Source organism: Enterococcus sp. AMC1086 (genome assembly GCF_058216575.1).
In genome coordinates, this window is the sequence record NZ_CM177100.1 from 347,750 (window position 1) to 360,970 (window position 13,221).

Below are 13,221 nucleotides of genomic sequence, written 5' to 3' on the forward strand. Positions count from 1 at the left end.
AATAATTTCTGATACCTTCCAATTTTTTGATTATATCAATAACCGAAAAGTAAAATATAATCTCTATATAATAAGGAAATGGAATAAAATTGCTAGAAAAATATAGCGCCTTTGAAGCAGTGCATGGCAGTGATTTCTCAGACGTACAAACAGTTATTGCTTCGATTGCCGAAGGATTAGCTTTTCTAGGTAGTGCCGGGAATTTTTCAGGTGGGAAAGATGGTTATAAAACCATTGATTTTAAAAATCAAAAATGGTGTAAAGCACTAAAGGACTTTAACAAAGCACAACCGAAAGACCGAATTGATGTGGTCATCAAAGAATTATCGAATAGCGTCGAATATCAGATTTATCGCAATGGGAAATTGGATGTTCAAAAAATAAAAGAGCTACATGAACTGTTTCGTGTTCATAATGTTGAATTGTTTAAAGAGTATGGGCCAGAGATTTTTAAAATCCTTACCAATATTGATGATATTGAGATCCTGCTTGCGAAAGATTCTACAAAAATGCAACGCTCATCTTCAGGTGTTTTCTTGTTATTAGCTGTATTGCCGATCGATCGAGTGAAAGATATTTTGAAGTCGGCTAAGTTGCTTAGAAATGGCGATTATACGCTGGATGCAGTTAAGTTGACTGTTAAAGAGTGGGAAGCGTTGAAAGAGTTTGAGAAGTCGGCAGGAGTTGTTAAGACTGTTGATAGAGGGAAAGATACAGGTAATATAATTAGAAATGTTGAAACACTTGATGATTTGAAACGATTGAAAAATACAGATATTTTTACAGACAAGTCTCTAGAGCATGTTTTTGAAGGAGAACTGACAAAAAGAGGGGCTTCAGGATATCATGTTGATACTAGACAATATCAGGTGAATATAAAGATTAGTGTGAAATTTATAAAAAATGATATTCTCATTCGCAGTGGCTCATTATTGAGAATTGTAAAAAAGGTAAATAATGACATTTTCTTAAAAGTGAATTATGGTACGAAACAATATTTTTACTCGGTTTTGAAAAGGTTTAATGATCTTGTAGTAGCAGTACCTCGAGACTCTGATGCTGTTCAAAGCGAATATAAATATCAACCTATGATTTTCAAATTTTTGATTCAAATCATGTAAAAATGGATGATTTCTCAACGCTGACGCATCCTCATCAGCAATCTGAAATAGCTAAAGCACAACGCCAAGCGGATGTAGTTGATCAATCATCTAATCAGCAAGCATATGACGAAACAGCTCAACAAAATTATCAATCGGCTACACAATCAAAGGGGGTACATATATACCTCCTGCTCAATCTAGCAGTATTGCGGATAGGTCCTTGGAGGCATCGATAGTTTATCTGTATACGGCTGGGGAGAATGGCAACCTTAGTCATCTGCATAATAAAGAAATGTCGGTTTCTATTGAGACCGATTTTCTTGTCTTAAAATGTCGTAGAACGGAGTGATAAATAAAAACATAAGTATTACTATTTTTTGAATACCTTAAAGTTGTAAATTGATTGCATTAGTAATATAGTATAAAATTATGCACAAGTGAATATATTATTTATTAAAATTCTTTTTAAAAAGAGGTAAATATACTGGAAAAAGAATTTATCTTCAATCGAAAAATAAAAATACTAGAAGAGATAGGAAATCTAGATGATTATGTAGTTCTATTTTTAGATAATTTAGAGGTTCAAATAGTAAATAAGCATTATATAAAAGGACAAAAAAAGACGAATTTATTTTGAATATTAAATGACGTTCATTGTCAAGTATCCACAAGCCACTTCAGATAGTTTAAAACAGTAAACTTTTTTGTCCCATGAGTGCCCTATGTAAAATTAAATAATTATAATTAAATATTTTGCGTAATTTATTTTTGAAAGTTAAATATCACTATCTTTGGCTACATGTTAGTAAAAAAAGTCAGATATTTACGAAAAAAAGTGATATAATTTTGAGTGTTAAATTATTTTAGAAGGTGGACACTATGGAATATACTGACTTTGATTTTAAGATACCTCGCGAGGATTCGGATTACTTTGAAAACTCAAAGGCCATTACTGAACGGATGGAGGCAATGCTAGATTACGCACTAGCCAATAATAGACATCGAATTGTATTAAATACCAACTTACGAAAAGGATTGCCTTTAGAAAATATCAATAAAATTGCAGGACCGCTAATTGAGGCATGGGCGCAAGAAATTTTTGAAGATGTTTTAACTGAAGGTGAGAATCATTATAATTTAGTTAATGTCGAAGCTCAAACTAGACTAGGGTTAGCTGATGTGATTCTTCAATTTGAAAAAAGTGATACAGACAACAGAAGTATTACGGCTAATGTTGATGTAAAAGCTACTTCGGCAGATATTAAAAATTCTGGAAAAGGGCCGAATATCACTTCTTTTTCGCGGATAAGAACTGCTTACGTGGAAGATCCAAATTTTTATTTTATTGTATTAAGCATAAAACATCAAGTTATCTCAAAGCAAAATGATGAAACATTATTGATGGATGGAATAATGGAAATAACTGATTTTAATGCCTATGATTTTAAGTTTTTAGGCGATAATGATTTAAATTATAATCCTGCGCTTGGTACTGGGCAGTTTCAAATTAGGGATATCCACTATGTGACACAAGAATTTAGAACCACTTGGGATTTTTGTCAGATGCTTGATAGAAAATATTTAGCGAGCAGTCGTCGTGATATAAATCAATGGTATAGGGAGGCTGAACAACATAAATGGATAAAAGGAATGAAAAAATCGAGATAATTAACGGTGATGCAATGACCGAGATAAAAAAATTAAGTGATGATAGTGTCAACTTGATAATTGCAGATCCTCCTTACAACTTGTCAAAGGATTACATCTCTACTAAGGATAACATGGAGTTTAATGAGTATATTAATTTTTCTAAGGCTTGGTTATCTGAAGTAAAACGAGTATTGAAGCCAAATGGAACTATGTACATTTTTATGGGTTTTAGGTTTATATCATACTTATACTCCATAATGGAACAAGATTTGGACTTGCATTTCAACTCATGGATAACTTGGCATTATACTCAAGGCATCGGAAAAACAAAAGGATTTAGTCCTAGGCATGATGATATATTAATGTTCACAAAAACGGAAAAATTTCAATTCAATATTGATGATATAAGAGTACCCCAAAAGTTTTACAGGTCAAGAAACAATATGCGTGGTGCAAATCCTGGCAATGTATGGAAATATAGTCACGTTCATTACTCTAATCCTAATCGTCAACCGCATCCTACTCAGAAGCCTGAAGGATTAATAGAACGAATGATTTTGGCTAGTTCGAATGAAAACGATATAGTGTTAGACCCTTTTCTAGGTAGTGGTACAACCGCAAGAGTATGTCAACAGCTAAATAGGCGATGTATTGGGTTTGAAGTTGAAAAGGAATACACGGATATGACAAAAGAGCGGTTATCTAGTGTTTTTAATGGATTTGACTCAATTGATGAAAGATTACTTCGTGTTCCAAACGACTTAAATGACAGTAATATTCGTTTTGACTATCTTCAGAACCATTTAGATTGGTTTCTATCTAAACACTTGAATAGATTACCGGATTTCATTCTGGAGTATTTAGATAAATATGAGAAAAAAATAACCCTACCTGAAATTGAATTTATACAAGAGTTGACTTTCCCAGCTGACTCAGCAGGAAAAAAAGTTAAATCTAGGTTAAATAACATTTACTTGAATTCTACAAAGAAAATCCCAAAAGCAGAACAGAATGAGCTGTTTACTTAAATCGAATGCATTCTTTTGCAGAACCTTTCCAATTCAATTGTTACCTTAAAATTATATTGAAAATGTCGTCTCAAATAAAAAAGCCCCTTTTCAAAATAATTAGCAAGGGGCTTTTTAGTAGGAAACTATATCTTTTTTATGAAAATCAAACGTTTCATAAGTTGAAAAACGTTGATTTGACGACATTTCCGACTCATATTATGTTGGCTCTTTACCCACTTCATAGTAGTAGGTGGCTTACTCGTAATATCATAAACAATCTGGTTCACATGATCCATTTCATTCACGATTCTCACAGAAATCTTCTGCAACACCTCCAAGGAATTATAGCAAAATCAGCTATCATCACATCGATCAAAGTCACTGTACGAATCCTCACAGTATAATCGTACGTACGGGCATCACCCCTCACTTCAAATCGCATCAGAGTTACGCACGATTTCTAATTTTTTGGTATACGAATCAGTTGGACTTTAAAAAATAGACTTGACAATATGGAATTTTTAGAATATTCTAAAAACATAATGTAATTTATATTTTCTTAAATGAGATATTAGTCAATCAGAAACGTTGAATTTAAAACAAATTTCAAGAGTTTAGAAGATGAATTCAAAAAATATATAATTGTGGGAAGAATCTACAAAAAAGTACTTGAACTATCGAAGAAAAATGATTGTAACTATTTTGAGTTTTGTATTCGACATGATATTGATTTTTCTGAGGATGGTTCTTATCAATATTCAGAAAATGCCTATCGACTAATAAAAGAGTTAGAACCTTTTTTGATAGCTGAAAAACCAACTAATAGTTGGGTAACTGGATTGATTATTGCTCGAGAAGATGAAGCTACCTTATATAGATATCGTTTTGATGAGCATTCTTTAGCTAAATTATTGAAATATTCCAATGCAATGAATGACTGGTGTGGCCCAAAGCTACCAGAAGACTTAGTTCTTTTTCAAAATGAAAAGCCATGGTTAGGGTTTGTTGGTCATGAAGAAATGTCATTTTGGTTTTTAACTAAGTTTCAAGAAAAAGAAGTTGCAGAATTAGGTTTAGAACTATTTAATGGAGAAGAATAGCAAAGAGCAGTTACTTGAGCTTTCCATGGTTAATCGTATCATAATTAAATAAAAAGCTTTGGAATCCCCTATAAATAAGGATTTCAAAAGCTTTTTTTCTTATTCCCACTCAAAAATAAATTAGTTTTACACGATACGTAATAGTTGAGTTTACGCCATTTTAAGTGATTTGAGTTTGTTTAAAATGTACTCAATTTTAGTAGAGTGTTATCAAAGTGTTATCAATTTAATCATTGAATGCTAAGAAGATAGCTTATCTAAAGTTTGTTGTTGCTTCTCAAAAGCTTCTGTTACTTTTTTTCCAAACTGACCTTTAACAGCACCTTCTAATGTTTGAGAGGAAGAAGACAGTGCCTTGCTAGCACTTTCTATTGCTGTTTCACCTTGCTTTTTAGCTTCTTGTTTCATGGTATGAGATTTCTGTATCTTTGCTGAGCCAATTACTTGAACACGAATTTTTTCTAAATTCCTTTTTAACTCTTTCAATAATTTTTTAGCTAATTCTTCCAATAGAACAACTCCTTATTCTTTATTTGCTTTTTGGAGGTCATTTCGATAGTCTTGTTCAAGTTTTTCTTGTTGTTGATACAGCTGTTTTTTTGCTCTTGATAGCTCTTCGTGATAGTCATTTTCTATTTGCATAATTGATTGTTTGGCACGATCAAAAGGCTCGTTATCTACAGCTGACTGTTGAACAATTCGGTAAATATCTGACAACGTTTCTTGTATTAATTGTTCTCCTGTTCGTTGCGTATTTTTTAGTATATCTTCATCCTCTTCAAGTTCACGGCGTTTTCGCTGATAATCTGCTGTAATCTGTTCCTCTTTCATACGTTAGCTCCTTTTTAAGGCTTCAATTGTTGCGCTAGTTGTTGATCTGTTTGAACTATTTCGTCGATTTTACTTTTGATTTCTTTAGATAACGATTCGAATTTCTCATCTATCGTTCTTGCTTTATTGATTTTTTGCTGAAAAAATTCGGTTGGTTCACCAACTATTCGTTGTTCAGTAGCTCCTATCGCTGATAAGCTATCCTTCATTTCATTATCCGACAGTACTTCTATTTGAGAACGGGCTTCCCGTAATGTTTCTTGCCAGATATCTTCTGCATCTGTAATTGCCTGTTGATATACTTTTATAGCATTAGCCATCGCATTTTGATAAGCTGTTCGCCCTGTATTAACGGCTAGTAACGCCTGTTGGTCATCTAAATAAATTTTTTCATTTTTTGATAGTCCGCCACCACTGGCAGTTAGTTTGGTTTTTAGTTGATCTAACATAGTCAATTGAGTTAAAAATCCACGCATCAGAAAATGACTGGCTTGTATCATGGCTCCTTCAGAATTGCCCAAACTATCTGATATCTTTAGCTGTCCTGTTTTTTTATCGAATGTTCAACTATTTAATTTATGACTATTACCATCTACCCATATAATCGTTCCAAAATCATCACTATTTCCCCATTTAGAATTGAAATCATTCCATTTCGTCACATCGTCATTTTTTTGACGGTAATTTAAAAATAAGTGAGGGTTTTCTTTCATAAATTTTTCTTCGGCTGGTGTTAAGGAACGATATTGAAACCAGCCACTAAAAACTGTTGTTGGTATTTTAAAGTGAGCGCCTACTTTTAGCATATAAGCTGATTGGGAATAGCCAGATAACTGATTAATCGTCCAATCTGGGTGATCAGAAATAAGATCACCAACATACTTTAACGCCACATCATCTTGAGGAGAACCGTTTGGAGACATACCTTTTAAAGCAGCTTTAAAATCTCTTCCATCGTCAGGATACGTTCCAGCTGCTACAACTGTTACTTGAGATATATCTGGTGTACCGTTTACTATCGGTGCTACAGCCATTCCTTGAAAACCGTAGTCGCCGTTTTTAACCGAAAGTACTTTGAACTCTTGATTTCCTGCAGTCAATTCATTTCGCTCATTCTTTGTCAACTCATTGTTGGGCTTATCTGTATATTTGATTTTTTTATCTTTGTAATCAGGGTCTACTTGATAAACTTTATCATTTAAATCTCGTAACTCTTTTTCTGTTGCCATTATAAGTTCTCCTCTGTTTTATTGGAAAAGATAACTTTTATTTTATTATTCGTTACACCTTCTAACAGTTTGGGATCCACTGGATAAGATTCTAAGCGTTTAGCTTTATTATTTAAAGACATACTAGCATCAATGTCTGAAATCACACCATAACTGGTAGTTATAGTGATATCCACTGACGTATAACCAGTAAGGCTATTTTCATAATATTTTTCTGCAAACCTAATTTCAGTTACATCCGCAAAGGTATTTTTAATTTGTTTTGCAGTTATTGTTTCCATCTTTATCACTTGTTGTTCTTTTCTTTCCTTCTCATTTTGATTAAAAGTAAACAAACTAACACCTCCAATTAATATAAGTACAAGTAAAACTATAAACCATTTTTTCTTCTTCAAAGCCTCATGCTCCTTTAATTATCAAGACGTTAGTACGAGAACAAATATGTAAAAAGAATATTACTCTAAACTAATTATCCCAACTAAATTAAAAAGAGTCAATGTTTTAATTGTGATAAATAGTTATAAATGGATTTAAATGTTGAGGATTTTCGACCGATTCTTTCTAGGCTTTTTTAGTTGAAAATAACTGTGCTAAAAAAAATAAGTAGTTAGATAGCCAACTACTTGTTAAAATCTATCGTTCATCAGTATCAGTTCGGGCTAATACTGATGAACTTTAAAATCCCATTTTGCAGCTAGGATTTTAAATCAAAATGTTTTTCAGTTTCTCTTTGGTTTTAAGTTTGTGTGTTTCTTGAGCTAATGTTTTTAGTATTCGCTCATGCTCATAGAAGAGGTTATTGGGAATAGAATGATTTTGGGTTTTGTTTTTTAGTAAACTGAATGTTTCGTGCTAGTTCTTTAATTGTTGGATTGAATGATTTAGTTTATGTAGGTCTTGATAGGTGATCATTTTTACTGGGTGAGCCATGTTGAACCTCCTAATGATTCTATTTTTTCATTCATTGTTTTTGCTCTTAAACCTATTTTAGAGTTTATTGCTCTAAAAGTCAATAGAGTTTATAACTCTATCGTAAAATAATTAGAAAAGGAGACAAGTCATGCAGTATATAAAGCGGATAAGAGAATTACGTGAAGATAATGATTATACACAGAGAGAAGTTGCAGCGCTGTTGAGTGTTGGACAAAGAACTTATGCAGATTATGAATCTGGAAAAACGAGAATACCTCTAGATTCTATGATTGTATTAGCAAAATTTTATGAGGTTGACATGAATTATATTTGTGGGATTAGTCATGTGAAGAACTCATTTCCTAAAATGTAGTTAGTTTAAGGGAAAATGACTACTAGCATACTTAAGAGTTTATAACTCTAAATAAAGACTGAGTCTATAACTCTAGGATAGAATAATCAAAAAGAGGGATGGCTATGGATTATATTAAGCGAATAAGAGCATTACGTGAGGATAACGATTATACACAAAGAGAAGTTGCAGCGTTGTTAAGTGTGGGTCAGAGAACCTATGCTGATTATGAATATGGTAAGACGAGAATCCCTTTAGAGTCTATGATTAAACTTGCTAAATTTTATAATGTTGATATGAATTATATTTGTGGGGTTAGTGATGTGAAAGTCCATTTTCCTAATAAGAAGGGGAAATGAAATTGCAAATAAACATGATTAAATTATCTTTATCTTTATCTTCACGACAAGACAAGGTTTTAGATGTCATTGATAGTATTTTAGATATTGAGAAAAACAAAAACAATTAAAGACGATGAGTTTATAGAAGTTTGCATACGCAAGCTTCTTTTTTTACGTGTTTTACTTTTCCAACCGTAAGTCTCTCTGTCATGTTCCATTCTGCCCTTTCGAGTTCGGACAATGCAATTTAGCAATTTTTTTTGATTGCCTTCAAGGAATCAGGGCAAGCCTTCGAATACTTCGTCCTTTCCGTCAATCAAAAAAAATTGCTGTGTCAATTGCGCCGAAAGCGAAAGAGCAAAATGAACCATTCATTGAAAGTTGATACATAAACTTTGAACACTAAAAGAGAAGAGAAAATCGTCAGGATTGCATCCTAACAACCTGCGCCTCAGCTCGAAACAAAATGGATGGTCAAAAAGACAAAGAGAGGAAGAATAAGATGGAATTAGTAAAAGTAACAGAAGAACTGATGATGGAGCAAGACGGAAAAAGAGTTGGCGGAGATAGCGATCATTGGATATATCTCACTAATTTGAAAGCTTTAATGAAGGATTTTTGTTAGGGGTGTATTTACATTTTCCATTTGATGAGGAAGACTTGGCGCAAGCGTATCAAACGATTTGCGTGGGAAATGAGTTTGTAGATGAATTTGGTTATTCGTATGAAGAGTATTTTATTACTGATTATGATGTGCCATTTTCTATTGGAGAATATGATTTTCCTCAATCTTTAGCAGAAAGGTATGATAGTTTGGAAGAATATATGAGTTATCCAGATGAAGTAGTTCGAGTGATTGCAGAAAATAGAGGTGCTGAGGTAAATATTATTGAATTGGATGATACAGGGATGAGCGATCATGAGAAGTTGGGATATGCTTTGGTTGATTTGGGGTATTATGATATTCCTGAGTATTTGGTGAATTATATTGATTATGAGGCTATTGGGAGGGATTACGATTTTGGGACGAGTGGGGGAATTTATAAATAAGTATTATATTGAGCTATTATAAATAGAAAAAAACTGACTTAAAAAAGGGTCAGTTTTTTTGATAATATAAAAAAAGCGAGACAAAAGGTGACTTTAATTAACTTAATTTGTTGTTTTTAATGAATTATAAGGACTATTATTCTTCAATTTAATAGAGTATACTTTACTTAAAGGAAATAAAAATATTTATATGCAAATTGAAAATATAAAGTTTATTTTTGGGGTTATTAAAATTTCAAGTGTAATCTATTTTTAATTCAGAAAAAGTAAAATTAGACATATCTATATTCCATTGATTGTTAGGTTATTGAGAAAAATGTAAAATACTTTCATTATTAATTAGCATATTTGATAGGAGAATTATTTTGGATAATGTAGAAAAAACAGCAAAACCATTTTTACGATGGGTTGGAGGGAAAAAATGGCTTAAGAGTGCTTTGTTTGACATTACAAAAGATTTAGAATACGAAGATTATTATGAACCATTTTTGGGTGGAGGCTCTATTTTCTTGACTATGAAGCCTGAAAAAAATATTTATCTTTCAGATTTAAATGAAGATTTGATAAACACATATAAAATGGTTCAGAAATATCCTAAAGAAGTAGTTACCGAATTAAAAAAATATAAGAATGAAGAAAGTTTTTACTACAGTATAAGAGATGCTGAATATTCAGATGACATATTAAGAGCTGCAAGATTTATATATTTAAATAAAACATCATTTAATGGAATTTATAGAGTGAATAATTCTGGGAAGTACAATGTTCCATTTGGATACAGAGATTCATATAACGTTGAAGAAAGTAATATTTATAGTGTTGGTCAAAGTTTAAAAAATGTAAATTTGAGTCACGGTGATTTTTCAAAGTATCAAAGTCAGATAAAGTATAAAGATCTTATTATATTGGATCCACCGTATACGGTATCTCATAATGAAAACGGGTTTATAAAATATAATCAAAAATTGTTTTCTTTAGATGATCAATATAGACTAAAAAAATTTATTGATGTTCTTGATGATAGAGGTGCTTACTATATTCTAACAAATGCAGCCCATGAAACAATTCTTGAAATATTTGATCAAGGAAATGTTTCAAAGTAGGAATTATCAAGAGCTAGCTTAATTGGTGGAAAAAATGCCAAGCGAGGAAAAGTTAAAGAGTATGTATTTACCAACATCAAGAGAGGATGATATATATTGGATATTATTAATCAAATTGTGGATATAGGTACTTTAGGAGCCGTTAAGAAATTTAAAGTCAAAGCTTTTGATCAGATGAGTGTTGGTCATGATGATGTAGAGAAGTTTGTTGAAACAGGATGGAATGTTTATAAAAATAATAAAAAAACATCGCAGTTAAGAAAAGAAAGAGCATCAAAGACTATGTTTATTAATAAAGCATGGAAATTATTCTATGAATTTGGTTTTGATAAAATGAATAAAGAAGAATTGATTGTCGATGGGTATCCAACGGACATTGTAGCATTGGATGATGAAGTGGCTATTTTTGCATTCTGTCAATTTTCAGAAATTGCAGATAATAGAAGTAGCCTTATGGATGAATTAAAGAAAATAAATGATAGAAAAGAAAAACTAATAAAGTTTGTAAAGAAAAATTTTGGAGATAATAAAAGAAAATATTCGTTCATACTTATTACTAAGAACTATAAGGTATTGGATCAAGATGCTGCTTTTATGGATCAAAAAAGTATTGTCCATTTTGATGAGGAGAGCATAGAATATTATGAAGGATTATCAAAACATTTAGGTAAAACTTCGAGGTATCAACTATTAGGTTATTTATTTTCAGGAAGTAGGATACCAGAAATGAATAATAAAATACCTGCTATTGAAGGTAAGATTGGGGGGGGCATAAATACTATTCATTTTCTATAGAGCCTGAGAAACTTTTGAAAATTGGATATGTACTGCATAGGAATAATGCTAACAGACAAATGATGCCCACGTATCAAAGAATAATAAAAAAAAGTCGATTGAATTCTGTTCAGGAATTTGTTGAGAAAGGAGGTTTTTTCCCTAATTCAGTGATTATTAACATCGATCAAAAAAGTTTGAACTTTGATTATTCAGACAAGCAAGTTGCTGATGGTATCTCTAAGATAGGGATTCTACATCTTCCACAGTCGTATAGATCAGCTTATATAATTGATGGTCAACATAGATTGTATGGTTACGCAGATTCAAAGTATTCTAAAACGAATTCTATTCCTGTAGTTGCGTTTGTTAATTTGAGCAAACAGCAGCAAATTAAACTGTTTATGGAAATAAATGAAAATCAAAAAGCTGTACCAAAAAATTTAAGAACAACATTGAATGCTGATATACTTAGTACATCAGAGTTGTTAAACGAACGTAAGATAGCTTTGAAATCAAAACTTGCTCAGAGTCTTGCGGATGATTTCGATTCTGCGTTATACCAAAGAATAATAGTTGGAGAAAATTCTTCTACGGAGTATTGTTCAATCACTTTGGATACTATTCAGCAGTCTTTAGATGGGAGTGATTTTTTTGATCAATATGATAAGAATAATGATCTGAAAAAGGCTGGTTCTATTGATGTTGGGAGTAATGATGAAACTGCATCTATCATGTTGGAGTTGTTAAAAAAATATTTCTCATATTTCAAAAAAGAATTAAACGAAGAATGGGAAGATACTAATAAGACAACAGTGTTTTTGATTACAAATTCTGGAGTGTTTAGCTTAATAAAAATTATGAATGACATTATTAATTATGTTAATGATAAGGATATAAATTGCAAAGAAGCTAATGTGGAAGAGATAGTAGAAGTGATGAAACCCTACATGAGAATCTTAGTTGATTTTTATAAAAATATTTTACCTGAAGAGAGGGAAAAAATAAAAAAACGTTATGGTGCTGGTGGAAAAACTTTATATTGGCGAACATTACAGAAAGCTATAAATGAAGTATATGATGATTTTGCTCCAGAAGGAATGTTAAAATATTGGAAAGATAATGACATGAGATATAATGAAAGATCATACAGGATGATAAGAGATATTGAGTTGTCAATGAGAACAGATTTTAAAGTTAAGCTAGAGGAACATTATGGCGATAATTGGTTTAGATTGGGTCTACCTAAAAGAGTCTATGATGATCTGAATAAATTGTCATCTGATAAAAATTTTGAAAGAGCGCAGGGAGATGAAGTTGATCCTTGGGAAGAATGCTTAAATTTTATTCATTTGAGAGATATTTCAATGGAAAAAAGTAACTGGCAAGATCTTTTTTCTAAAAAATATACTCTTCCAGAAGAAAAAGGAAGATCAGGGAAAAAGACAGATAAAACTAAGTGGATGGATAAACTCAATAAGATAAGAAATCAAAATTTTCATGTTTACAGCGTAACAGAGGAAGAATATCAGTTTGTAGAGAAAATTTATAATTGGCTAGTTTCTGAATGATTGCGTGTAAAAAGAAATTGGGTCTTCTGTTTAAGAGTTGATTTTGATGCGTCTTTTTGGAAATTTTCTCGGATGTTGTAACAGTAGCTAGTTCATTTATAAAAATTTCTAGACACTTTCCTAAAAAGTGGAAGTGTCTTTTTATTATTTCAATATAAATTAATACCGATAATTACTTGGTACTAATTAAAATTA

Annotated in this window: 16 protein-coding genes and 1 pseudogene; 11 read left to right on the forward strand and 6 right to left on the reverse strand. The window is 31.7% G+C overall.

What is annotated here, in order from left to right:
• Positions 1-89 precede the first annotated feature (89 nt).
• The 3 genes from AC4BC4_RS01710 to AC4BC4_RS01720 all read left to right on the forward strand — a co-directional run bounded on the left by AC4BC4_RS01710 (position 90) and on the right by AC4BC4_RS01720 (position 3,781).
• Positions 90-1,121, forward strand: coding sequence for a hypothetical protein (locus AC4BC4_RS01710; protein WP_490476572.1), 1,032 nt, complete (start codon positions 90-92; stop codon positions 1,119-1,121).
• An 861-nt stretch (positions 1,122-1,982) separates the two neighbouring features.
• Positions 1,983-2,771 (forward strand): restriction endonuclease, encoded by a 789-nt coding sequence (locus tag AC4BC4_RS01715; RefSeq protein ID WP_438757495.1) that lies wholly within the window; start codon positions 1,983-1,985, stop codon positions 2,769-2,771.
• On the forward strand, positions 2,741-3,781 hold the full coding sequence (locus AC4BC4_RS01720; protein WP_490476573.1) for a DNA-methyltransferase: 1,041 nt from the start codon (positions 2,741-2,743) through the stop codon (positions 3,779-3,781). Before AC4BC4_RS01715 ends, AC4BC4_RS01720 begins: the two co-directional genes overlap by 31 nt.
• A 215-nt stretch (positions 3,782-3,996) precedes the next feature.
• Here AC4BC4_RS01720 and AC4BC4_RS01725 read toward each other — a convergent pair.
• Positions 3,997-4,193: pseudogene (locus tag AC4BC4_RS01725) on the reverse strand (GMP synthase (glutamine-hydrolyzing)); the annotation flags it as partial.
• Positions 4,194-4,407: 214 nt separating this feature from the next.
• Here AC4BC4_RS01725 and AC4BC4_RS01730 point away from each other — a divergent pair.
• Positions 4,408-4,863: a hypothetical protein gene (locus tag AC4BC4_RS01730; protein WP_490476574.1), complete on the forward strand. Its 456-nt coding sequence runs from the start codon at positions 4,408-4,410 to the stop codon at positions 4,861-4,863.
• A gap of 240 nt (positions 4,864-5,103) precedes the next feature.
• Here the strand turns inward: AC4BC4_RS01730 and AC4BC4_RS01735 are convergent, their stop codons facing one another.
• The 5 genes from AC4BC4_RS01735 to AC4BC4_RS01755 form a co-directional block, all read right to left on the reverse strand.
• Entirely contained in the window at positions 5,104-5,373 is a 270-nt protein-coding gene (locus AC4BC4_RS01735) for a hypothetical protein (RefSeq protein WP_490476575.1), read from the reverse strand.
• A gap of 12 nt (positions 5,374-5,385) precedes the next feature.
• The gene (locus tag AC4BC4_RS01740; RefSeq protein WP_490476576.1) at positions 5,386-5,694 is read right to left on the reverse strand and encodes a hypothetical protein; all 309 of its coding nucleotides are present in this window, start codon (positions 5,692-5,694) and stop codon (positions 5,386-5,388) included.
• 14 nt (positions 5,695-5,708) lie between these two features.
• The gene (locus AC4BC4_RS01745; RefSeq protein WP_490476577.1) at positions 5,709-6,194 is read right to left on the reverse strand and encodes a hypothetical protein; all 486 of its coding nucleotides are present in this window, start codon (positions 6,192-6,194) and stop codon (positions 5,709-5,711) included.
• 63 nt (positions 6,195-6,257) lie between these two features.
• The gene (locus AC4BC4_RS01750; protein WP_490476578.1) at positions 6,258-6,923 is read right to left on the reverse strand and encodes a hypothetical protein; all 666 of its coding nucleotides are present in this window, start codon (positions 6,921-6,923) and stop codon (positions 6,258-6,260) included.
• Positions 6,923-7,318, reverse strand: a complete 396-nt coding sequence (locus tag AC4BC4_RS01755; protein WP_490476579.1) for a hypothetical protein — start codon at positions 7,316-7,318, stop codon at positions 6,923-6,925. Before AC4BC4_RS01755 ends, AC4BC4_RS01750 begins: the two co-directional genes overlap by 1 nt.
• 665 nt (positions 7,319-7,983) lie before the next feature.
• Between AC4BC4_RS01755 and AC4BC4_RS01760 the strand changes: the two genes are divergently transcribed.
• From AC4BC4_RS01760 to AC4BC4_RS01790, 7 genes are all read left to right on the forward strand, one after another.
• Positions 7,984-8,208: a helix-turn-helix domain-containing protein gene (locus AC4BC4_RS01760; protein ID WP_490476580.1), complete on the forward strand. Its 225-nt coding sequence runs from the start codon at positions 7,984-7,986 to the stop codon at positions 8,206-8,208.
• A 104-nt stretch (positions 8,209-8,312) separates the two neighbouring features.
• Positions 8,313-8,546, forward strand: a complete 234-nt coding sequence (locus tag AC4BC4_RS01765; RefSeq protein ID WP_206850761.1) for a helix-turn-helix domain-containing protein — start codon at positions 8,313-8,315, stop codon at positions 8,544-8,546.
• Positions 8,547-9,030: 484 nt separating this feature from the next.
• Complete coding sequence (locus AC4BC4_RS01770) at positions 9,031-9,153, forward strand: hypothetical protein (protein ID WP_490476581.1); 123 nt, start codon at positions 9,031-9,033, stop codon at positions 9,151-9,153.
• A gap of 2 nt (positions 9,154-9,155) precedes the next feature.
• A complete protein-coding gene (locus tag AC4BC4_RS01775; RefSeq protein WP_490476582.1) occupies positions 9,156-9,578 on the forward strand; it encodes an antirestriction protein ArdA in 423 nt (140 codons plus the stop codon).
• Between the two features lie 365 nt (positions 9,579-9,943).
• Entirely contained in the window at positions 9,944-10,681 is a 738-nt protein-coding gene (locus AC4BC4_RS01780; protein WP_490476583.1) for a DNA adenine methylase, read from the forward strand.
• Between the two features lie 96 nt (positions 10,682-10,777).
• A complete protein-coding gene (locus AC4BC4_RS01785) occupies positions 10,778-11,476 on the forward strand; it encodes a hypothetical protein (protein ID WP_490476584.1) in 699 nt (232 codons plus the stop codon).
• 14 nt (positions 11,477-11,490) lie between these two features.
• On the forward strand, positions 11,491-13,026 hold the full coding sequence (locus AC4BC4_RS01790) for a DGQHR domain-containing protein (RefSeq protein ID WP_490476585.1): 1,536 nt from the start codon (positions 11,491-11,493) through the stop codon (positions 13,024-13,026).
• The last annotated feature ends 195 nt before the right edge of the window (positions 13,027-13,221 follow it).